At 48.8% G+C, this 22,154-nt stretch carries 16 protein-coding genes, 11 tRNA genes, 1 rRNA gene and 3 pseudogenes; 2 read left to right on the plus strand and 29 right to left on the minus strand.

Features of this window, described 5'->3' with window-relative positions; genetic code table 11:
- Positions 1 to 223: 223 nt before the first annotated feature.
- The 4 genes from AWM70_RS24340 to AWM70_RS16225 form a co-directional block, all read right to left on the minus strand.
- A complete protein-coding gene (locus tag AWM70_RS24340; protein WP_083180375.1) occupies positions 224 to 385 on the minus strand; it encodes a DUF4181 domain-containing protein in 162 nt (53 codons plus the stop codon).
- 96 nt (positions 386 to 481) lie between these two features.
- The gene (locus AWM70_RS16215) at positions 482 to 1,642 is read right to left on the minus strand and encodes a cobalamin-independent methionine synthase II family protein (RefSeq protein ID WP_068698140.1); all 1,161 of its coding nucleotides are present in this window, start codon (positions 1,640 to 1,642) and stop codon (positions 482 to 484) included.
- Between the two features lie 124 nt (positions 1,643 to 1,766).
- Positions 1,767 to 2,225: a DinB family protein gene (locus tag AWM70_RS16220; protein ID WP_068698141.1), complete on the minus strand. Its 459-nt coding sequence runs from the start codon at positions 2,223 to 2,225 to the stop codon at positions 1,767 to 1,769.
- A gap of 70 nt (positions 2,226 to 2,295) precedes the next feature.
- Positions 2,296 to 3,561: an FAD-binding protein gene (locus AWM70_RS16225; protein WP_068698143.1), complete on the minus strand. Its 1,266-nt coding sequence runs from the start codon at positions 3,559 to 3,561 to the stop codon at positions 2,296 to 2,298.
- A 247-nt stretch (positions 3,562 to 3,808) separates the two neighbouring features.
- Between AWM70_RS16225 and AWM70_RS16230 the strand changes: the two genes are divergently transcribed.
- Positions 3,809 to 4,405: a TetR/AcrR family transcriptional regulator gene (locus AWM70_RS16230; RefSeq protein WP_068698145.1), complete on the plus strand. Its 597-nt coding sequence runs from the start codon at positions 3,809 to 3,811 to the stop codon at positions 4,403 to 4,405.
- Between the two features lie 89 nt (positions 4,406 to 4,494).
- Here AWM70_RS16230 and AWM70_RS16235 read toward each other — a convergent pair whose 3' ends face one another.
- The 4 genes and pseudogenes from AWM70_RS16235 to AWM70_RS16245 all read right to left on the minus strand — a co-directional run bounded on the left by AWM70_RS16235 (position 4,495) and on the right by AWM70_RS16245 (position 6,706).
- Entirely contained in the window at positions 4,495 to 5,385 is an 891-nt protein-coding gene (locus AWM70_RS16235; RefSeq protein ID WP_068698146.1) for an NmrA family NAD(P)-binding protein, read from the minus strand.
- A 41-nt stretch (positions 5,386 to 5,426) separates the two neighbouring features.
- Positions 5,427 to 5,522: pseudogene (locus AWM70_RS24345) on the minus strand (nuclear transport factor 2 family protein); the annotation flags it as partial.
- Positions 5,514 to 5,819, minus strand: a pseudogene (locus AWM70_RS16240) (nuclear transport factor 2 family protein); the annotation flags it as partial. The pseudogenes AWM70_RS16240 and AWM70_RS24345, both read right to left, overlap by 9 nt.
- Before the next feature lie 437 nt (positions 5,820 to 6,256).
- Positions 6,257 to 6,706, minus strand: coding sequence for a MerR family transcriptional regulator (locus tag AWM70_RS16245; RefSeq protein ID WP_068698151.1), 450 nt, complete (start codon positions 6,704 to 6,706; stop codon positions 6,257 to 6,259).
- A 171-nt stretch (positions 6,707 to 6,877) separates the two neighbouring features.
- Between AWM70_RS16245 and AWM70_RS16250 the strand changes: the two genes are divergently transcribed.
- Positions 6,878 to 7,729, plus strand: a complete 852-nt coding sequence (locus AWM70_RS16250) for an aldo/keto reductase (protein WP_068698153.1) — start codon at positions 6,878 to 6,880, stop codon at positions 7,727 to 7,729.
- Positions 7,730 to 7,919: 190 nt separating this feature from the next.
- Here AWM70_RS16250 and tnpA read toward each other — a convergent pair.
- The 21 genes and pseudogenes from tnpA to rrf all read right to left on the minus strand — a co-directional run bounded on the left by tnpA (position 7,920) and on the right by rrf (position 22,078).
- Positions 7,920 to 8,371 (minus strand): annotated as a pseudogene (tnpA, locus tag AWM70_RS16255) (IS200/IS605 family transposase).
- 923 nt (positions 8,372 to 9,294) lie between these two features.
- A complete protein-coding gene (gene glmS / locus AWM70_RS16260; protein WP_068698155.1) occupies positions 9,295 to 11,127 on the minus strand; it encodes a glutamine--fructose-6-phosphate transaminase (isomerizing) in 1,833 nt (610 codons plus the stop codon).
- Positions 11,128 to 11,812: 685 nt separating this feature from the next.
- Complete coding sequence (glmM, locus tag AWM70_RS16265; protein ID WP_068698157.1) at positions 11,813 to 13,168, minus strand: phosphoglucosamine mutase; 1,356 nt, start codon at positions 13,166 to 13,168, stop codon at positions 11,813 to 11,815.
- Between the two features lie 71 nt (positions 13,169 to 13,239).
- On the minus strand, positions 13,240 to 13,710 hold the full coding sequence (locus AWM70_RS16270) for a CdaR family protein (protein ID WP_068698159.1): 471 nt from the start codon (positions 13,708 to 13,710) through the stop codon (positions 13,240 to 13,242).
- Positions 13,688 to 14,668 (minus strand): CdaR family protein, encoded by a 981-nt coding sequence (locus AWM70_RS16275; RefSeq protein WP_068698160.1) that lies wholly within the window; start codon positions 14,666 to 14,668, stop codon positions 13,688 to 13,690. Before AWM70_RS16275 ends, AWM70_RS16270 begins: the two co-directional genes overlap by 23 nt.
- Entirely contained in the window at positions 14,661 to 15,488 is an 828-nt protein-coding gene (gene cdaA, locus AWM70_RS16280; RefSeq protein ID WP_068700775.1) for a diadenylate cyclase CdaA, read from the minus strand. Before cdaA ends, AWM70_RS16275 begins: the two co-directional genes overlap by 8 nt.
- 257 nt (positions 15,489 to 15,745) lie before the next feature.
- Complete coding sequence (locus AWM70_RS16285) at positions 15,746 to 16,363, minus strand: zf-HC2 domain-containing protein (RefSeq protein ID WP_068698162.1); 618 nt, start codon at positions 16,361 to 16,363, stop codon at positions 15,746 to 15,748.
- A gap of 130 nt (positions 16,364 to 16,493) precedes the next feature.
- Positions 16,494 to 17,069 (minus strand): RNA polymerase sigma factor SigW, encoded by a 576-nt coding sequence (gene sigW / locus AWM70_RS16290; protein WP_068698164.1) that lies wholly within the window; start codon positions 17,067 to 17,069, stop codon positions 16,494 to 16,496.
- Positions 17,070 to 17,319: 250 nt separating this feature from the next.
- A complete protein-coding gene (ppc, locus tag AWM70_RS16295; protein ID WP_068698166.1) occupies positions 17,320 to 20,115 on the minus strand; it encodes a phosphoenolpyruvate carboxylase in 2,796 nt (931 codons plus the stop codon).
- A 242-nt stretch (positions 20,116 to 20,357) separates the two neighbouring features.
- A tRNA-Gly gene (locus tag AWM70_RS16300) sits at positions 20,358 to 20,431 on the minus strand.
- Positions 20,432 to 20,438: 7 nt separating this feature from the next.
- Positions 20,439 to 20,515: transfer RNA gene (locus tag AWM70_RS16305), tRNA-Pro, on the minus strand.
- Positions 20,516 to 20,537: 22 nt separating this feature from the next.
- Positions 20,538 to 20,614, minus strand: a tRNA-Arg gene (locus AWM70_RS16310).
- A gap of 6 nt (positions 20,615 to 20,620) precedes the next feature.
- Positions 20,621 to 20,695, minus strand: a tRNA-Gly gene (locus tag AWM70_RS16315).
- Positions 20,696 to 20,700: 5 nt separating this feature from the next.
- Positions 20,701 to 20,784, minus strand: a tRNA-Leu gene (locus AWM70_RS16320).
- Positions 20,785 to 21,424: 640 nt separating this feature from the next.
- Positions 21,425 to 21,497 (minus strand) — tRNA-Lys (locus AWM70_RS16325).
- A 4-nt stretch (positions 21,498 to 21,501) separates the two neighbouring features.
- Positions 21,502 to 21,576, minus strand: a tRNA-Gln gene (locus tag AWM70_RS16330).
- Positions 21,577 to 21,617: 41 nt separating this feature from the next.
- Positions 21,618 to 21,693, minus strand: a tRNA-Val gene (locus AWM70_RS16335).
- 10 nt (positions 21,694 to 21,703) lie between these two features.
- A tRNA-Glu gene (locus tag AWM70_RS16340) sits at positions 21,704 to 21,778 on the minus strand.
- 13 nt (positions 21,779 to 21,791) lie between these two features.
- Positions 21,792 to 21,867 (minus strand) — tRNA-Thr (locus tag AWM70_RS16345).
- Positions 21,868 to 21,870: 3 nt separating this feature from the next.
- Positions 21,871 to 21,946, minus strand: a tRNA-Asn gene (locus AWM70_RS16350).
- 15 nt (positions 21,947 to 21,961) lie between these two features.
- Positions 21,962 to 22,078 (minus strand): 5S ribosomal RNA (rrf, locus tag AWM70_RS16355).
- Positions 22,079 to 22,154 lie beyond the last annotated feature (76 nt).

A 22,154-nucleotide genomic window follows, 5' to 3' on the forward strand; every position in this document is an offset into this window, starting at 1 on the left:
CGGTTACAAGATCGGAAAACTTAACTTCATCCTGCTTGGAACTATCCATGACAACTCGATTCCATAGAAAGCCCTCATTAGCTGTCATATAAAAAAGAAAGCGGTTTCATAAATGGGATTATATCATGGTTAGTTCGTTAGAGCAACTAATATAAAAGTCGGTTATTCGCCAAAAAGCGAACATCAAGGAAATTTTCCTTATGCTCGCTTTTCTACCGCCATATTAACTTAAAAAAGCATTTTGATATACAGCATAGGTTACGATAAGAACCAAAATAAGTCCGATTATCGAGCCGATAAACTGTCTGGATTCCTTGATGTAGATAAACTCCATAAGGGCCCTAAATCCAAAGGATAAGGTCATATAGATCATCCAAAAATACATGAGTGCATGGTTGGGGTTACAAAAAACCGAGCAGCTGTCAGGAAATTCTCCTAAATCTGCTCGGGTTTGAATTCTTCTTTAATTATGTTTTACCGCTCAGTTCCCCCAATATTGCTCCGCAATCCGTTGACCTTGTTTAATCTTGGCCCACTGTTCCTCTTCCGTTAATTCATTGCCGCCGTCACAGGAGGCAAAACCGCATTGGTGGGAAAGCAATAAGCGGTCCTTATCGATAATTTTCGAGGCCTCGTCAAGCATTCTGATTACACGGGTTTCGTCATCAAGCGTATTGGTTTTGGAGGAGAGCAGTCCAAGCACAATTTCGGTTTCCGGTCTATCCTTGAACACCGCCAGCGCCTCTAGCGAACCAGCACGTTCATCATCCCATTCCAGGAAAAAGCGGTCATATTTCAGCTGCTTCAAAAAAAGGTTGGCAATTTTGGCATAAGAGCCCCCGCCCATATTACGGGAATCATAATTGCCGCGGCAGTTGTGCGTCCACATTTTCAGCCCTAAACCATGACCAAAATCAATGATCGTATTGTTAATGTCGATGAACTCCGCAGCCAATGCCTGTACTTCCTCTTGATTAATATGCTCGCCCGTATAAGGAGAGTTCGGGTTATCATCCGCAAACAGCTCCCATAAGCAATCGTCAAATTGCAGAATCTTCCCGCCGGCCGCAGCAAAATCCTCTACGAATTCCTTATAAGCCTTAACCAGACCCGCTTTAAGCTCCTGTTTGTCCTTATAAACGGCCTCTGTGCCGCCAATGTTATCCGACCAGGACAACTCCCCGAAAATATGAGACGGCGAAGGCACACACAGCTTGGTTTCCCGTTCGCCAGCCAGGGTCTGAAGCTTCTTGAATACATCAATAAAATGATGGTTCTTCCCGCCTAATTCACCTGTAATGCGCAGACCAATGTCTTTCCGTGTCTCGTATTTTGAAGTTCCATCAATATCCCTGAAAAAATATCCGTGGTCAGCGATATAACGGCTAATCCCTTGGAATCCCCAGACAAAATCCAGGTGCCACATTGATTTGGAATATTCCCCATCGGTAAGCACGGACAGACCGTTTTTAATTTCCTGATCAACTACTGCCTGAATCGCTTCGGACTCACACTGCTCGTACCCTTGGAAATCCTGGTAAAAAGGATAACGGATATCATCCCGATGTTCGATCTGATGTTTGTATTCCAATAAATTAGACGGACGCAACAAGCTGCCTACGATTTGAAATCTATTGCACATAAAAAGTCCCCCTCAAGCTGACACACGCTCTTTTGTAATGCTTTGATTGTAGCATTGAGAAGAACCCTATAGGTAACACTTAAAAACAATATCCAGCTATAGTTAAAAGTTATAACAACTGTACCTATTTGAGTCTTGCAAATGTGATGTAATCGACTTGGACAGGCTCTGCCGATTCGATCCGAAGTGCCCGGTTGATCTGTCCCCGATGGTATTGCCCATGCAGGAGAACCTGCAGCAGGATGTCCCGGACGGACGTTTGGAATGGAACTCCGCTCTGGTTCGTATAGTCGATCATCACGTCCAGCTCGGATTCCTCGAGCCCTGCGATATAGGTACGATATTGCTCGGCATTTTGTTCGAACATCGTCCGGATTGATGCAAGTTCTTCCGCTTCCTCCCACAATGAATATTGCGTGCTGCCCTTGCCCTGCAGTCGGGACAGCCAGACTTGTTCCGCAACTGCCACATGCCGAACCAGCTTCAGAAGCTCCTTGTTTTTGATCTCGCCTTCTTCAAGCGCGTGCAAGATACGTTCGTCCGCCCAGTATAGATGGTCCATCATACACTTGATCGTCTTCATTCCGATTTCCCCCTGATCATGGAATTCGCCCTTTCATGCAGCAGCGATCGCAATGAGAATTCATCTTTACTCATTCATGCCTCATGTATTGATCCAGGAACGTATTCCGAAACTTCCCTATTGGATCATATCGGAGCAGCAGCTCCCGGAATTCCGGTAACCGCTCACACTGCGCTTGTATCCTTCCCGGTTCCATCGTGAACAGCTTCGCCCAATGCGGGCGTGCTCCAAACGGCTCCAGTTCACGTTCCATAAGCGGAAGCAACTGGCGCACCCCTTCCCATTCCGGCTTCCATGTAAAATGAAAAGCAACACTGTCTTGCCGGTAGCAAGGGCTCATCCAGAGAGTGTCAGCGGCAATGGTTCGGATCTCGGAGATGAAGAGCAGAGGCGCAATTCGGCCGCTCAGCTTGCCTAACGCGCGCAGCGCCTGGGCCGCATGCTGCCTCGGTACGAAATATTCACTTTGCAGCTCGTTGCCTGCACTGGGGGAAAATTCCATACGGAAATGAGGCAGACGTTCGTGCCAGGGACCCGGAACCCCCAGCTGCTCGCTGCAGTTCACCACGGGTTGGCCATATACCATGTGGAGTTTCTCCGTAGCAGGCAAAGCCCCGAAGAAATCGGCCGGGTCCTCATTCTCCCCGTCGATTTCCAGCTTCCTTTTTACCCACACTTGATTGAATACGGGCTCCGCCCAATTCGTAAACAAGCTGACACTGTAGGCAGCAGAGAAAATATCGTGTAGGCCGCCATGATCCAGTACCGAAAAAGGCAGACGCTCATATACGTTCTGACTAACCTCAAATGAAGGGACTACATCCAGTTTAAGCATTGTGACGACTCCCAGTCCGCCAAGTCCAACAACCGCCCCTTCGAAATCAGGGTCTATCCCGCGCGTAAGTACCACAACTTCTCCATCCGATTTCAGCAGCTCGATAGCGCTTACAGAAGCGGCAAGGTTTGCATTCAAATCACCCGAGCCATGTGTGGCCGTCGCCACAGCGCCAGCTACGCTTATATGCGGCAGAGAGGCTAAATTAGGCAGGGCAAAGCCATGATCGTTTAAGTAACGGCACAGATCGCCATACCGAATACCGCCTTCAACAGTTACGGTTCTCTGTGCTTGATCAAGCTCAATGACCCGATTCATCTTACGAAGCGAGAGCTGGCTGCCCTCGGTATCGGCAATCCCGTTAAAAGAGTGACGCGAGCCCAGCACACGTATGCTTGTACGGCTAACGACCAGGTCTTTGACTTCTTCCAGATTTTCAGGCTCAAGCAGCTCCTTCGAGCTGTAGCGGTAATTTCCGGCCCAGTTCAGCTGATCTCCCATATGAACGCTCCTCTTTAATAGGCTAGTTTTCAAGATGAAATTATACTTAAAACAGTTATTCGGCACAATGTCCCATGATCCTGCCAATCTGTTCTATAACCCTTCGACGGTTCAATCCTTTATTTGAATCATAACCTTATCTGTCCCGATCAGCCGCAGCCCACCAGTTCGTCGCACCATCCCCCCTTTTTCATGACGATCCATAGTATAATTACTTATATGAATATATGAAGTTAGGGGCGTTGACATGGCAAGAACTAAGGCCTTTGATACGAATGAGATTCTGCATAAAGCTATGAGTGTCTTTGGGAATCGCGGCTATGAAGGGACCTCGCTGCCGGACTTAATCACCGGGCTCGGCATTGCCCGCCAAAGTATATATGATACATACGGGACGAAATGGGATTTGTTTTTCTCCGCAGTGCAGCATTATATGGAGCAGAAAAATCAGGAGTTGAAAAGGTATTGCGAAGGGCCGGGGACAATCCTTGAGAAGGTGGAACTAGTATTCACCACTATTATTAAAGTACTTATAGATCCGGAACTGCGTCCGCAGTGTTTCATTATTAGCAGCGCTATCGAACAGGCGCCTCAAAATAAAGAGCTCTCTGCTTACTTACAGGCGAATATCGAACAGTCGGAGCAGATCTTTTACGCGATGCTGGAGCAAGCGGTGGTCCAAGGGGAGATAGCCCCTGAGGCGAACCTCCGGGACCTGGCCCGTTTTCTCGTTCATGAGCGGATCGCGCTAATCACGTCAGCCAAGCTCGGAATGGACGAGCCGAAGCTGCTTGGCATTATGCAAATGATACTGCTGGTCTTCCGGACGTTACAAAACAGCTAAACGGTAAGGCCCGTGTAAAAAGTGAACTCTGAACCTGAAAAAGCTCTCCTAGAGTCATCTTAAACGGTGATGACAGGAGAGCCTTTTTGTCACTGTAAACTTTGGTTATCCGATGAAAACCACGTCTTATTCAGCAAAATGAATTGTTCTAGGGAACTCGGCTCCCGCCCGGTTACACGAAATACCGTGTCCGTTACTTGATCCTCCGTTCCTTCCAAACGGATGCTGACATCCATGCCGGCCAGGTATTCGGCATAGCTGTCCGGCAAGCCGGAGGCCTTATGCCGCTCTTTAAGCTCGTTTGGCGTGATATGGATATGTTTAATGTTCAGGCCGGTAACGCTGCGAATCACTTCAGCCACATCGTCATAAGTGAGGGATTCTGGCCCGGTAATGATAAGTTCCCGGTTATAAGGCACCTTGTCGGTTAGGGCATGGAAGCCTACAGCTGCAATATCCTCTGCGTCTACGAAACCTACCCTTCCCTCTCCGGCTGCAGTATAGATTTGCCCGCTATGACGCAAAGAGTGACCGTGTCCGTGTCCGGCATTCGTGAAGTTTTGCATGAAATAGGAGGGTCGCAGTACGGCCCACTCGGGAGCGTGCTGACGAAGATAATGGTGAACGGCTCCAAAGACGGGTCCATTCTCCGGAATAGAGGCACTGGATAACAGGACGAAACGCTTAACCGAGGCGTCAAGTGCCCTGCGGATAAAAGGGATCATTACCTCTTCAGGATGCATACTTGCAGGTGCAACCAGATATACGGCATGAACGTCCTTTAGCAGCTCATCGTGGTTAGAGTCGTCGAACCAGTCAAAAGGGACATGCTCATCAAGTTGTTTCACCCCGGGCATGGGTCCACTGCGTCCGGCTCTTCTAATCCGGTAACCGTGATCGTTCAGCAGCTGTGCAATTCGAGAGGAGGTTGTGCCTTCTCCCCCTGTTAGTAAAATACGAGGGAATGATTCATTATGCATACATTTATCTCCTTCCGTTTCAGTTAAAGTCCTAAATCAAGTTACGCTAAGGGATTCCAATAGTCCTGATAACGGACAATCTTTCCATCTTGGACTTCGGCTACGGATATATAGCTTTGTTCATAGGGTTTGCCTGTGACCAGGTTCTTGCCGCTCCCTTCGAACTGAGCGAAGAACACTGGGGCGTCCGCCGCTGTATGAATGACCGGTGAAGTAAATGAAGTTATCTCAAGCACCTTCCCTAACTTCTCCAAATACACCTTCAGTTCCGCCTTCCCCTCCAGACGTTTTGGATTAGGTTCTTGTGCATAAGGGAATTCGAAGACGATATCATCGGCGAACAGATTTAAAAATCCAGTAAGATCCTTACGAAGATAAAGGTCTGCGAAAAGATGAATGAGCTGCTCAGCCTGCTCGTAAGACAAGGTGCTCATTATAGTCGCCTCGCTTTCTTATAAAGTAATTAGCTTAGCCAAATGATGGAAGGCTTAGAGCCAATATAACACTTTCCAGACTGAACAGTCAATAAAATTCGGACTGATTGGTCAAAAAAACGCTTTTTTAAAAATTTTGATAGAAAACTAAAACACTTCGGCAGTTCGGGTAGTGTGGGAACCCTCGAAGACATTTATTTTTGAAGCTATGTTATCCTCCGCGTCAGCACAAAAAAGACAGCCGGTCCGTTTGGCCGACTGCCTGGCTCTAATAGGTGAGTAATCCATCAAAGCCCAATTAGTTCTATCTGCTTGGAGGCGGATCCTGTTCATTGTCTATCTAATAAGCTAATAAGCTGATAACCTAACAAGCTAATAAGAGGAAGTTCAAAAATCGAGGATTTTGTTCAAAGCGGCTAGATCACACGTAGATGTTCTCACGCCTTCTGAACAGCGGGCGAGTAAAATACGTCACTGTGCATATGCTTGATTTTGTCCCAATTGCCGGGGTTCATCGTGTCAGGAGAGCGGTGTTCCAAAATAGCCTGATAGAGGACGGTTTTTTGTTCCAAATGGGCAACGTGCCGCTTGGCTTCTTCGAGCTTAGCGATCGCCTCCTCTTTATGCTGCATCATGAGTTCATAACGCTGCGGGAGGGTGGCATCTCCTTCGAGACAGAGATCGACATAGGTTTTGATCACTTCAATGGGCATTCCGGATTGCTTGAGACATTTAATGCCGTGCAGCCAGTTGATCGACTCCTCGTCGAACATCCGAATATTGTTTTGATTGCGCTGTACGCTTGGCACCAGGCCTTTATCGGTATAAAAGCGTATAGCATGCTCGGTGAGTCCGGTAATTAGGGCGGCTTCCTTGACTGTATGCAAATGAATTCCTCCTTGAAAATAATTTTACGAATACGGCTTGACTTCGTGTAACACGAAGGTTCTAAGCTAAGTCTACCGCAAATGAGTCGGAAGTGGAATCCCCACTTCAATGTCCAATTTAGAGGATAAGCGCCGTTTGTGGTTATAAATTGAATGCTGGGAGGAATTAAAATGCAAACTGTAACCTTGAATAATGGTGTAAAAATGCCAATCATCGGCTTCGGCGTTTACCAAATTCCTGATGCTGAGGAATGCGAGAACGTCGTCTATGAAGCGTTGATGGCCGGTTACCGCCTAATCGATACCGCCTCCGGTTATCTGAACGAGGAAGCGGTAGGCCGCGCCATTAAGCGCAGCGGCGTGCCGCGTGAGGAGCTGTTTATCACGACCAAGCTTTGGGTTCAAGATGCAAGCTACGAAAGTGCCAAAGTTTCCTTTGCCAAATCCCTGAAGAAGCTCCAGCTCGACTATCTGGATTTATACCTGATTCACCAACCATTCGGCGATTACTACGGCGCTTGGCGTGCGATGGAAGACCTGTACCGCGAAGGGAAAATAAAGGCGATCGGGGTTAGTAATTTCATGCCTGACCGACTGATGGATCTCATCATTCATAACGAAATTGTGCCCGCCGTCAATCAGATCGAAACACACCCTTTCTACCATCAGATCGAGAGCGCAGCTTTTATGAAAGAACAGGGAGTCCAGCACCAGTCGTGGTCACCATTCGCAGAAGGACTAAACAACTTGTTCGGCAACGAAGTGCTGGCTTCCATTGCAGAAAGACACAACAAGTCCGTCGCCCAGGTCGTGCTTCGCTGGCTTATTCAGCGTGGAATCGTTGTGATCCCAAAATCAGTGCGAAAAGAACGTATCATTGAAAACATCAACATTTTCGATTTTGAGCTCCGTCCAGAGGATATGGAACAGATTTTAACCCTGGATACTCGGGAGAGTCTCTTCCCGTCGTACCTAGATCCGAATACCGCCAAAAGGATGGGCAACTGGAAGTTCGATCTGTAACCCTTTAACAACGGTCTACTCATTACGTATCTATAATCACCTAATCATAACCACCCGTCAAACGGGTGGTTTGCTCTAAGGCTATAAGCCTTTGTTACCTGCTCGCGTCTAAAGGCGCTAGCTTTCACTTCGTTCAAGCTACTACGCATTTGCCGCTTTTGCCTACCCTGAAGGGTGCATGTATTACCAGCTATCCCTTGAAGGGATTCTCATATTCTTTCACACTCAGTTTATCCAGGGCAATATCGTGACTTTCCTGCTCCTGAATATATTTTCGAATCGTTGCTTCATCCAATCCGACGGTGCTCACATAGTATCCTTCTGCCCAGAAATGACGATTTCCGTACTTATATTTCAAATTTGCATGCTTATCGAAGATCATTAAGGCGCTTTTTCCCTTTAGATATCCCATGAAGCTTGATACGCTCATCTTTGGCGGTATACTCACCAGCATATGGATATGGTCTGGCATCAAATGTCCCTCCAAGATCTCTACTCCCTTGTAGTTGCACAGTTGCCTCAGGATGTCTCGAATGCTCTCCTTTATTGATTATAGATCGCTTTTCGTCTATACTTTGGGGTGAATACAATGTGATATTTGCACATCCATTTCGTATGTGACATATCACTTCGATTTGCCATTAAACCACCTTTTCCTTTCGTTATACATAGTAGCTTGAACACTCCTATTATAACGAATGCATCAGGTGGTTTTTTGCTATAAGCATCACTACACCACCCGCTTAGCAGGTGGTTTTCTGTTTCCCACGCTTTGCGTGCTCGACTGGCTTAAGCCTAAAAAAAGAGGACAACCAGAAAATCCGGTTGTCCCTTTTCATAGCTATTTTCAATGTCTTACTTAGTTATTTTGTAGCATATTCATTGAACAAAATGATTACTAATCCTTATAACTAAAATGTTGACTACACAACTAAACACTTCTAGATGCTGAAAATCATTCATCTTGCATTTCGGTTCATGACATCTTTTACCGGTTCACGACTTTTTTATCACTGAACAAACAAGTATGTACCGAAAATAAAGTCGTATCGCCACTTCCAATCAATCCTAACCCAGTCAAACCCTTGTCCCGACTGGTTTTTCTCGCTCTTCCCCTTCAATTTGCCGAGAATTTGAGCAAATTAAAGTCATATCGGGAAATGCAGGGGTAAAGACAGGGATTAGGGGTTGGGGGAACTTGGGAAATGCAAATTAAAGTCGTATTGAAGCGCAGGAAAAGGACAGGGACAAAAGCGAGTTAAATGGCTTAGAAATCTCCTGGGCAAGAGCCTGAGCAAATGCCTGAGAGGAACTCACTCCACCGCCTGAGAAGCCCTGAAACGCCTGATAAAAGCCTCTGAGATATGATTCGATAAGAACCCTGTTTCCCCTTCTAATCCCCCTTAATTCCAACCCCCTGCTGTAAAAGAAAAGCCGAGCAAATGCCAGGAAATAATCCTGGATCTGCTCGACTCTGATACGACTTTTAATTGCTCAATACGAGTTTAATTTGCTGGCATACGACTTTATTTGCTTTGCAAAACAAGTTGTTCAATCTTACGATCTTACTCCACCGTCACACTCTTCGCCAAATTCCGCGGTTTATCCACGTCCAAACCACGTGCCAGCGAAGCGTAATAAGCCAGCATTTGCAGCGGCACTACCGACAGGGCGGCCGACAGGATCGGCAGCGTCTTCGGAATAGCAAGCGCCTGGTCTACGGATTTGAGCAGGCTAGGAATATGCTCGTCGTAAGTGATGGCCATCACGGCACCGCCGCGGGCTTTCACTTCTTTGATGTTGCTGACGGTTTTCTCCATCACATTCTCCTGCGTAATCAGGGCGATTACCGGAATGCCCTCTTCAATAAGCGCCAGCGTACCATGTTTCAATTCTCCGGCCGCATAAGCTTCGGAATGAATGTAGGAGATCTCTTTGAGCTTCAGCGAACCTTCCTGCACAACGGCATAGTCCATGCCGCGTCCGATGAAGAACAGATGTTCATGCTTGGAGATTTCTTCCGCATAAGTCTTGATCGCATCCGTGTTATCCAGCATTTTCTCCACCTGCTCAGGCAAGGCCTGCATAGCCGCGATGATATGCGCCACTTCCGCTTCCGTTTGTGTACCGCGCACTTGGGAGAGGTACAGAGCAAACAAATAGAACGCAATCAGCTGTGATGAATAAGCTTTCGTCGAAGCCACGGCGATCTCTGGACCCGCCAGTGTCGCAATTACGTCATCCGCATCACGGGCAATAGAACTGCCAACTACGTTAGTAATCGCAATTACGTGAGCCCCGTTGTCGTGCGCTTCACGCAGCGCTGCAAGCGTATCTGCTGTTTCACCGGATTGGCTGACCACAATAACCAGCGTTTGCGGTGTAATCAGCGGTGAACGGTAGCGGTATTCAGAAGCCACATCAAAGGCCACCGGAATGCGCACCAGCTGTTCGATGACAGAGCCGCCAACCAGACCGGCATGATAAGCCGTACCGCAGGCGACGATATGAATGTTGGTGATATTTCTAATCTGCTCATCGGTCAGCTTCAGTTCAGGCAAAACGACTTTCTTACCCGAAGCGTCGATCCGGCCAAGCATCGTATCTCGATAAGCTTTTGGCTGTTCATGAATTTCTTTAAGCATGAAGTGGTCGTAGCCGCCTTTTTCCGCCGTCACTTCGTCCCATTCGACATTCGTCATTTCCCGAGAAATAAAATTCCCCTCAATGGTCATCAGTTCGACAGAGTTTTCGGTCAATACGGCCATCTCACCGTCGTTCAAAATGTATACTTTACGCGTATAGTTCAAAATAGCCGGGATGTCGGAGCCGATGAAGTTTTCGCCTTCACCAATTCCAATCACTAGCGGGCTGGCTTGACGTACAGCCACCAGCTTACTAGGTTCGTATTCTGTCAGCACGCCCAATGCAAAAGCACCGCGCATGTAAGTAACGGCCTGCTGAACCGCTTTGACGATATCCCCTTTGTATTCACGTGCGATCAGGTTCACAATAACCTCTGTATCCGTCTCAGATGCAAAAGTATACCCCTGACCGATTAGTTCTTCCTTAAGCTCCAGATAGTTCTCGACAATTCCGTTATGAACAACCGAAAATTTCTGGGTATGGTCGGTATGCGGATGAGAGTTCACGTCCGACGGTTTCCCGTGTGTAGCCCAGCGCGTATGTCCAATTCCTGCCGAGCCTACCAGAGGAGCGTCCTCCAGCTTTGCTTCCAGATTGGCCAAACGGCCGATCGATTTGCTGATTTTCAGACCTTCAGGTGTAAAAACGGCAATACCCGCGGAGTCATACCCCCGGTACTCCAGTTTCTTAAGACCTTCAATCAAAACCGTCTGCGTATCTCTGCTTCCGATATATCCCACAATACCACACATATTTATAAATCCTCCGTTTCGTCATCTCAAGTTTGAGCGCAAGCCGGCCAAACTGCCAGATGAGCCGCGGAAGACATTTGCGGTAAATCTAAGAAGCAATCGTTATATATTCCATATTCAATTATCAAGGAATGGAATTCTTGAATGCATCCCGTACTTCTCCGCAGCTGTAATCCGCGTCTCTTTGCACTCATGAATTTTATATTTAAAATTTAAGAATGTTTAAGATTGCTGCATCTCATCAACAGTTTGTAAGAACGGTCACCCGTACCTTTTGCTGTCTGATTTACGGTTTGATGCTTAACCGAGAGGTCCCCGCCGAATGTTTCGAACACCTCTACCTCGTCAGCTTCCCGCTCCATGGGTCCTGCCACACTCGTCTCCCTTTCCTTTACTTTCCGGGCGATATGTGACCGATTCCCTCCGCGCGAGTTCAGGAAGCTCTGGCGCTTATGTTGCTGTTGTAACCTCACGATCCTCGCTTTCTGTTTGGAATATGGTTAATTATATGCATGTGACGGTCATTTTGCAATGATCCCGAATTCTTTTTGCCCTTTTGTCCTGCAATTTCCAGCTTATTTACCCGAAAAATAACCGCTGAAACGCGCGACTTCCGCCCCCAGCGGCCGGGTAGAAACGGCTGTAAGCGAGCCAGCGGCCCGCTCCAGACCTTCCTAACCAGAATCTACACAAGCTCCTTCTGCACGACAGCGGCTATATCCGCTACAAACTGCTCCAGCTCCGCTTTATCCGGACCTTCCGCCATGACGCGGATCAAAGACTCCGTACCGGATGGACGCACCAGCACGCGGCCGTTGTCGCCGAGCTTGCCTTCAACCTCGGCAATGGCAGCTGCAATCGCCGTATTGCCTTCATAATTGCGTTTATCCTGCACGCGTACATTGACGAGCACTTGCGGATACTGGACCATCAGCGTCTTCAGTTCGCTCAGCTTCTTGCCGGACTTAAGCAGCGTATCCACCAGCTGGATAGCTGTCAGAATGCCGTCTCCCGTTGTGCTGTAATCCAGGAAAATCACGTGGCCGGACTGCTCCCCGCCCAGGTTGTAGCCGCCCCGGCGCATTTCCGCCATCACGTATCGGTCGCCTACAGCCGTCTTCACGCTGTTCAGTCCCAGCTTCTCAGTCGCTTTATAGAACCCGATGTTGCTCATTACCGTCGTTACGATCGTGCTTTGAGCCAGCTTGCCCTCACGGTTCAGCGCATCCCCGCATATCGCCAGGATGTGGTCGCCGTCCACTTCAGCGCCAGTGCCGTCAATCGCGATCAGACGATCCGCGTCTCCGTCAAAAGCAAGCCCCAGATCGGCCCCAAGACGTACCACTTCCTCTTTCAGCTTCTCCGGATGCGTAGAACCACAGTGGTCGTTAATGTTTCGGCCGTTTGGTTCCGCCGCAATCGTAGTCACATCAGCGCCCAGCTCGCGGAACAACCGCGGCGCAAGCTCGTAAGCCGCACCGTTTGCACAGTCCAGCACCACCTTCAAGCCCTCGAAAGACTTGGAGGAAATAGTGGACTTCAGAAGCTCCAAATATTTCAGCTTCGCCTCATAATCGGCCTCAACCGTGCCAAGGTCCCCGCCTACCGGACGAGGAAGCTCATCGGTCTCCTTATCGAGCAGCTCTTCAATTTCCAGCTCCGTTTCATCCGAAAGCTTAAATCCGTCACTGCCGAAAAATTTAATTCCGTTATCCTCAACCGGGTTGTGGGAAGCCGAAATCATAACCCCGGCATCGGCGCCAAGTTCGCGCGTCAAATAAGCCACAGCTGGAGTCGTTAATACCCCCAGACGAATCACGTCTGCTCCAATCGACAGCAGACCAGCTACAAGCGCCGATTCGAGCATAACGCCCGAGATCCGGGTATCCATGCCAATGACTACCTTAGGCTTATGAGCCGTTCCTGAAGCCGCTCCAGTCAGCACATAGCCGCCGCACCGTCCTATACGGTAAGCCAGCTCTGCAGTCAATTCTTTATTGGCAATCCCGCGGACTCCATCAGTACCAAAATATTTCCCCATAATTCAAGCTACACTCCTCTTCTTACTTTCCATCTCACCCTATAATAGTATGAGTCTTCGTTAATTTTCAGTTACGGTGAATTTGTCGAGTTATCGGACTGATCGCCGCCTTCATTCCCTGAATCGGCTGCTCCAGTTCCGCTGGACACCTCCGTTCCCGGGCTGGTGCTCGGACTACCTGCATCATGACCGGTAGATGGAGGAGGTTCGCCTCCGCCCCCTGTAGAAGGAGTCGGGTCAACCGTCGCCGGCTTGTCCTTGACCGTGATCTTCACTTGAACCGTCCCGTCCGTCCCCGAATCCAGCAAATAAATATACTGGGGGAGCTTGGCATCCAGCTTTACTTTAAATGTCCCTTCCCCATAACCGCTAACGTCCGCCGTGAAGGACAGATCCTCGGCCTTAAGCGAAGCGATACGCTCGGAGCTGCCTTCCACCGTGGCATTAACGGTTCCCGACTGGGGGCTTATGATTTTGGCCGTATAATTCCCGCCCACGTTAAGGAGCGTAATCGGAAGATCATTTAGTGTTTTTTTTTTCAAAAGGTGTCGCTTTAATCGTAATTTCCAGCGATCCAGGCTCGATTTTCTCAAAACCCTCCGGAGGAGTCAAGCTTACTGTATATTCGCTGCTGTCGCCGTCCCCGGTGAAATTGCCCAAATCGACCGTAATCGGATAAGAGCTAATCTTGTCCAGCGCATCCTTCGAACCGTACACCACAACCTGCTCGGCGCTGCTGGTCACTCCTGAAAGAGCATACCCCGCCGGCAGGCTTCCTGTCGACTTCAGTTCGATCGGAATGCTTTTATACAGCTTGATGACAGGCACATCCACGTCAATGGAAGATGGCGAGATTTCCGCATCTTCCATTTCATCTCCAGCCTTGTCATAGGCGATCAGCTTGACGCTTTTCCCTGTAATATCACTGTTAATCCCCGTGACGTTAACTACGCCCTGAATTTTGCCCAAATCCTCGATTTCGCTGGAAGGCAGGGTGACCTTGACTTTGCCGTCATTTTTCAGCACCGGCGTCCCGATTTCATAACCCTCTGCAGGCACTCCTGTAGTTATGACCGAAGCCTGTACCTCCTTGGAGGCCTTAGCTTCTATCGTGATATGCGCCGTCGATGGCGTGATCGACACACATTCCACCCCGTTCGGCAGCTCGCATTTGAGCGGCAGGGTCCTGGAGCCTGGCGTCACATGGTTCAAATCCAGCTTGACCTTATAATCATCTTCGGAAAATAACGAGGTCAGCTTCGTCCGTTTCCCCCTGACCTCCAGAGTGACGCGCTCCGGATCGAGCCCGTACACCACATATTTCGACTCGTCCAGATTGTAGATCTGGACTCTGACATTATCGATGGTCCGCGTGCTCACCGAATCGTTAATCCCGGAAATGGATTCCGAGCTGTCCAAATGAACCATCAGCCATAGAATCAAACTGATGCAAAGCGCAATGATTTTAGCGAAATTATTATTATTAATCCACTTATTCATGTTTGTTAGCCCCCATTCTCCTCCAGAAAGGGGTTTTGCGGGTCTCCATCGTCTTGGGACTCAGCTCCGCATACAGCTTGGAGATCAGCGACTCCTCGTTAATATCGCGGACAACCTGTCCATCCAGCGCCAGCGAAATCTGGCCGGTCTCCTCGGACACTACAATCGCGAGTGCATCCCCGACCTCACTGATGCCGATTGCTGCGCGGTGGCGGGTCCCCAGCTCCTTGCTGATGAACGGATTCTCGGAAAGCGGCAAATAACAGGCTGCCGCCGTAATCCGGTTGCCCTGAATGATAATGGCCCCGTCATGCAGCGGAGTATTCGGAATGAAGATGTTAATCAGCAGTTCAGAGGAGATCATCGACTGCATCGGAATGCCGGATTCCACATATTCATTCAGCCCCGTCTCCCGTTCGAACACGATCAAAGCACCGATTTTGCGCCGGGACAAATAGTTAACGGCCTTAATAATATGGGAAACCGTTCGGCTGAACTCCTCTTCATCGGCCGAAATCCGGCTGAACAGCTTGCCGCGCCCCAATTGCTCGAGTCCCCGCCGCAGCTCCGGCTGGAAAATAATAAACACCGCCAGCACACCAAAAGTAAACAGCTGATTCATCAGCCATTTCAAGGTATACAGATCAAACCAGGTACTCAGCGCCCAAATGACAACAAGCACAAAAATACCCTTCAGCAGCTGAATCGCCCGTGTTCCGCGAACCAGCAGAATCAAATAATAAATAATATAAGTAACGGCCAGTACATCCACAAGATCTTTAATGGATTCTGCCCAGGTCAAGTTCTGGAAATAGTTCATTGTCATGCCCCCGGTATCCCTCTTCGAGGTTATGTAAAACCCAATGCTGCGGTCTCTATATTCATTCCCCTTAAACTCTAGGTTATAACGATCAAGTCCGAGTTGCAAGCGCACGTCCAAAATAACCGTTTAAATGCGCTTTCACCACATTATTTTCTGCAATTCCAGCTTCTGTCATTCTCCTTCGCAAAAAAAAAATGGCGCCAAATCCCTTATTCAAGGGGGCGCCATTTTGCTATAGTTCTATGCCGGGCAGCTTAGCGGTAGGCAACTTCCGTAAACGTATTCGTTATCCTGTACCAGATCCAGTCCAGCGCCTGATCGATGGTTTTGGCGTCACCGGCTATTTTGGCCGTAGAAGCCTGGTACAGTGAGCCGTCGATGACGGTCAAATTCCCCTTCACTTCCCCATAGACCTCGGTATTGCCGTTCTCCACCGTCAAATCGCCCGCAATCTCCGTGCCTTCCGGCACAATTACCGTATGGCCTTCAATGCGGACTTTATCCAAATCAGGGCCTTTCACGACCAGCTGGTCATCCGATTTCCAGATCGACAATGTGCTGAACAGCATGACGAGCAGAAACATGGCGGCCGCCGTCAGCGCCGGATGGCGTTTCACCCACCCCAGCCAGGCCTGCTGTCTGCGTTTCTTGGGCAAGCTGCTCATTATACGGTTCAGTACATCATCGGGTGCAGAGGGCAGCGAATGCTTCACAGCCGCAAACATCAGCATATCCGTCTGCTCCAGCTCCTTGAGCCGGGTCCTGCAGGACACACATTTATCCAAATGACTCTTCAAATCAAGCGCCTGTTCCTCAGGCAGTTCGTTATCCAAATAATCATGCATCAAAGAGGCAGCCTGTTTGCATTCCATTTGAGCCATTCCTTTCCTTGCAAATTCCTTTATTTTTAAACGTAATAAACGACTTGTGACCATCCTTAAAGCTACTCGTACTTCTTTGTATACGGCTCAGCTTTACAGGAGTTTCACTTTATTTCTACGCTTAAAATAATTTATGCTCCAGCCGTTTCCGGAGAAACTCCCGGCCGCGGTGTACCCTCGTTTTGACGGTCGTTACAGGCATGTCCAAAATATCCCCGATTTCCTGCAGCGACAGCTCCTGCAAATAACGAAGAATCATAATTGTCTTATATTTCGCCGGCAGACCAGCTATCGCCTGGTGAATGATCTGCTGCGTCTCACTGATCAGAAATTCACTTTCCGGCGTCCGGTTGTCCCCGGGAATAAGCGAATACCCATCCGCCGTCCCGTCCTGGTCATTCAATTCGGCATCCAGCGAGAAATTGGGTTTTCTTTTGCGCAAGCGGTCTATGCAAAGGTTCGTTGCGATCCGGTACATCCAGGTCGAGAACTTCTGATTCTCGTCATACTTGTCCCAATTCTTATAAACGCGCAGGAACGTTTCCTGCACGATATCCTCCGATTCATGCCGGTTGTTCAGCATCCGGTAAGCCAAATGAAACACTTTATCCTTATACAATTCCACAAGCTCGGCAAAAGCATCCTGGTTCCCTTTACGGGCCAGCTTCACCAAACCTGCATCTGTAAGTTCTGCCATCCGTTATCCCCCAGATTTCGGCTGCTTCTCCAACAACGTTACTCTTTAAACAGCAAAGAGTCTCCGGAATTAACCCGCTCCGGGCTTCGCTGCTTGTCCGAACAAATAGTCCATTCAAATCGTAATTCATGCCCCTGCAAAATGCAAGGCATAATCCTAACCCTGCTTTAACAAACTTTCCCTTCACCTGCCACTCTCAAAAAAAAGAACGGGTGTACCGAAGTACACCCGCCCTCATTTCTTCAAAGGATCAGCCTGTATTCCGCATGCCTGCGGCAATGCCGTTAATCGTCAGCAGCACTTCACGAAGCAAATCCGCGTCGTCCGCGTCCTGCTCCCGGATCTGACGCAGCTCCTTCAGCAGTTGAACCTGCAGGTAGCTTAATGGATCTACGTAAGGATTACGCTGTCTGACGGACTCCTGGAGCGTCGGCTGATTGTCCAGCAGCTCCTGCTCGCACGTAATGGCCAGGATGAGATTTTTGGTCAAAATAAATTCTTCTTCAATCTGTGAGAATATCCGGCTTCTGATTTCTTCGTTGGAACAAAGCTTCGAATATTCCCGTGCAATATTTAAGTCCGCTTTCACCACCGCAAATTTCAGCGTATCAATCAAAGAGCGGAAGAACGGGAAGTGTTCATACATATCCTGCATGACCTTCAGATTCTCAGGCTTGCCTTGATAGAACTGCTGCAGGCCAGTGCCCGCCGCATACCAGGCCGGAAGCAAATACCGGCTTTGCGTCCAGGCGAACACCCAAGGAATAGCCCGCAGATCTTCAAAGCGATCACTATTCTTGCGTTTGGATGGACGGGAACCGATATTCAGCTCGCCTACTTCTCCAAGCGGTGTTGATTCCTTAAAGAAGCTCAAGAAATCCGGTTCACGGAAAATCAAATCCTGATATTTCTTCAGCGCCGTTTCCGACATTTCCTTCACGATAGCTTCCCAGCGGGTTTCCTTCAGCTCGCATGGCTTTGGAGCGCGGGCATGGATCGCGGAGATAATCAGGGCTGACGTCGCCTGCTCCAGGCTGCGGTACGCAATTCCCTGCAAGGCGTAACGTTCGGAAATAACCTCGCCCTGCTCTGTAATTTTGATGCCACCGCCTATGGTTTCGGCCGGCTGCACCATAATGCTGCGGTTCAGGGGCATTCCCCCGCGGCCAAGCGCTCCTCCGCGGCCATGGAAGAATTTCAGCTTCACGCCGAATTCTTTTGCCGTAGCCGTGATCTCTTTAAGTGCCACCCGCAGCTCCCAGTTCGCGGTGATTACGCCGCCGTCCTTGTTGCTGTCTGAATAGCCCAGCATAATCTCCTGCAGGTCGTTCATCGCCGCAACGGACTGTCTATAGACTGGAATGCTTAGGAGCTCCCGCATAATGCTTGGTGCGTTATGGAGGTCGTCAATCGTTTCGAAGAGCGGAACAGCCTGGAGTGTACAAATTGCAGTTCCGTCATCCTCTTTCTGGAACAGACCCACTTCCTTCGCGAACACCATGACTTCCAGAACGTCGCTGGTCGCCTCGGCCATACTGATCAGATAACTGGATACACAGCCTTTGCCAAATTCCTTCTGGGCGATATAAACCGTCCGGTACACTTCCAGGCATTCCGTCGTGCTTTCGGTGTACTCTTGATAAGGCGACGTAAGAGGCCGAGGATCGTTGAGCAGCTCCTCAAGCAGCTTTACCTTCTCCGGTTCAGGCAGGCCTGCATAATCGGGCGTAATATTCATGCTCGCCAAAATTTCCGCCATGGCATTCTCATGTTCTTTACTGTGCTGACGGATATCCAGCTTGGCGGTATGGAAGCCAAACAGCTCTACCTGGCGGATAAGTTTCTTAATATATGTGTCCGCAACGTAATCTGCGTAATGATGGCGCAGGCTGCGGTCGATAATTTTCAAATCCTCAATCAGCTCTTCAGGTACGGCATAACGGTCAGGCTGGCCTTTATGCGCCTCATCCAGCACGTTATGAAGCTTCTCCGTCATATAAGTCAGCTTAATGCGATAAGGCTCTTTTTCGTTCGTCCAGCATGGCGTCTTCTTCAGTTCAACCGTTCCGCTGTCCTTCAGGATAGAGGATTTCAATTCATCACTCACATCGACAATGGTTGTGCTGAAGCTCAAATGCTTGAACAGGCTGCTCAGGAGACGCTGATATTCGCGTACAGCCAGCTTGCGCTGCATCTTGAGTGTTTCCCATGTTACATCCGCTGTAACCGAAGGATTGCCGTCGCGGTCGCCGCCGATCCAGGAGCCAAACTTCAGGAAAGTCGGCAAATGCCAATTGTGCTCCGGATAATATTTGCCCAGACAACGTTCGATCTCCTGGTAAACATCAGGCAGGACGTGGAACAAAGTCTCATGGAAATAATACATGCCGTTGCGAACTTCATCGAGTACCGTCGGCTTGCGATCGCGCAGCTCATCGGTCTGCCAAAGCGTAATAACCTCGTTGAGGAGTTTCTCGCGAAGCTGTTCGCGTTCCCGGAAGGTTAACGTCGGATTATCGAGCTGCATTACATCTTCGGCAATTCGTTTGTGAATATCCAGAATCGCCCGGCGCATCGCTTCGGTAGGGTGAGCCGTCATCACCAGCTCAAGCGACATCCCCTCCAGAATCTCCTGCACTTCCTCGCAAGAGAATCCGCGCTCCTTCAACTCCATAACCGAGGCCTCAATCGAACCCGGCTGAATGGTTTCGCCGACCGCCCGCTCGTAATCACGTTTTCTGCGAATGCGATGGTTCTGCTCGGCAATGTTCACCAGCTGGAAATAAATTGCGAACGCCCGTATGACCTGGTGACGAATATCCGGTGCCAGCCCATTAATCATTTCTTTGAATTCCTCATGGGTCTCCGGCACAAATGAAGCCCGCAGCGATTTACTCGCCTCACGTATCTTTTCGACAATATCTAAGAGTTCATTTCCTCCTTGGTGGACAAGGACCTCTCCCAGAATATTGCCCAAAAAGCGAATATCCCGCCGCAGCAGGTTGCTGGAATTGTTTTTTCCTGCAGTTACCGTAAGCTCAGTCATTCTTTCGTACCTCCTGTTTCCCGTATTCCGATAAGAGATTATCAGTAAACATGTCATACATTGTTAACATCATACAATAACAAGATTCAAAAATCTTTATTTTTTTGTAATCCTCTTAATTTCGTACGATAAAACGTCAAAGCGATAAAAACAAAAGATATAAAGAAACTGCGATTTCCGGAAAAAGCGCAGTAGTTTTAACAAAAAGCATCATCGGCTACGATGATGCTTGACTTTATGTATGGAGCGGGTGATGGGAATCGAACCCACGCTACCAGCTTGGAAGGCTGGAGTTCTACCATTGAACTACACCCGCATTATAATGGTCGGGATGACACGATTCGAACATGCGACCCCCTGGTCCCAAACCAGGTGCTCTACCAAGCTGAGCTACATCCCGATAAAAACAATAAGTTCATAAATGGCGCGCCCTAAGAGATTCGAACTCCTGACCTTTTGATTCGTAGTCAAACGCTCTATCCAGCTGAGCTAAGGGCGCACATTATGGAGCGGACGACGGGAATCGAACCCGCGACCCTCGCCTTGGCAAGGCGATGCTCTACCGCTGAGCCACGTCCGCTTATATGGTGCGCGTGGAGGGACTTGAACCCCCACGTCAAAGACGCTAGATCCTAAGTCTAGTGCGTCTGCCAATTCCGCCACACGCGCACATGATGCCTTAATTTATCATTAAAGGCTTATTGACTAACTTCGATTTCGTTGTTTTTTCATTTAACTTATCTCGTTAGCGACAAGAATGATCTTACCATACCAAGTTAATTAGAGTCAAGTATTTCACACAAAAAAATTAAAAAATTCTTACTGGTTGTATTAATCCCTATTTAACAACCTTAAATTTATATTATTTTCCAGTATAAAACAAACCTTGCCCTACTCTACTCGCTAGCTTTATTCCACTCCATCTCTTTCCCATGGATCAAATAGCTCTGAACAAAGCTGGGAACAACTTAAGGCTTCCCATTTACCTCCCTGTTACGCTCAAAGCCGAGAGAGAAATACCATAATCAGCTTGAAACATTGCCCACGCATCCAACCTGCTTCAAACAGGCTCCTGTGAGTCCTGAGCGGCCCTGAGCGCCAGAATGTCGCCTCCGGCCTCTTCTCATACCTTCTTTGAAGAAGAGCAGCTCCTAACAAAGCTCAGTCCCTCCCCAGCAATTTGGCTTCTCATGTACAAATCCATACCACCGTTTATTATCCTCTATTGCCCCCTTACAGAATAAATGGGCACAAAACAAAAAAACACCCTCTTTGCTTTACGCAAGAACATGTTTTGAGGAAATAAAAGTGAGCCATGAAGGACTCGAACCTTCGACACCCTGATTAAAAGTCAGGTGCTCTACCAACTGAGCTAATGGCTCAAAATGGCTGGGGATATAGGATTCGAACCTATGCATGACGGAGTCAAAGTCCGTTGCCTTACCGCTTGGCTAATCCCCAACATTAAAGCTATGTAACTTGTCCACTTTTATTTAAAAATATGGTGGAGGCTGAGGGGATCGAACCCCCGACCCTCTGCTTGTAAGGCAGATGCTCTCCCAGCTGAGCTAAGCCTCCGAGAAAAATATGGTGACCCGTAGGGGATTCGAACCCCTGTTACCTCCGTGAAAGGGAGGTGTCTTAACCCCTTGACCAACGGGCCTTATAAAATGAAATGGAGCTCTCAACCGGGATCGAACCGGTGACCTCATCCTTACCATGGATGCACTCTACCTACTGAGCTATGAGAGCATATGGCTCCCCGAACAGGACTCGAACCTGTGACAACTCGATTAACAGTCGAGTGCTCTACCAACTGAGCTATCAGGGAATATTATGTAAGTTCGCTTGGCGGCGTCCTACTCTCCCAGGACCCTGCGGTCCAAGTACCATCGGCGCTGGAGGGCTTAACGGTCGTGTTCGGGATGGGTACGTGTGGAACCCCTCCGCCATCGCCACCAAACATGATTTTTGCGCTGCTTCTCTTCCGCGTCTTTCGCTTCAGCAAAAGATCAGACCCTAGAAAGGACATGCAGCTT

This window comes from Paenibacillus yonginensis, from assembly GCF_001685395.1.
GTDB classification, from domain to species: domain Bacteria; phylum Bacillota; class Bacilli; order Paenibacillales; family Paenibacillaceae; genus Fontibacillus; species Fontibacillus yonginensis.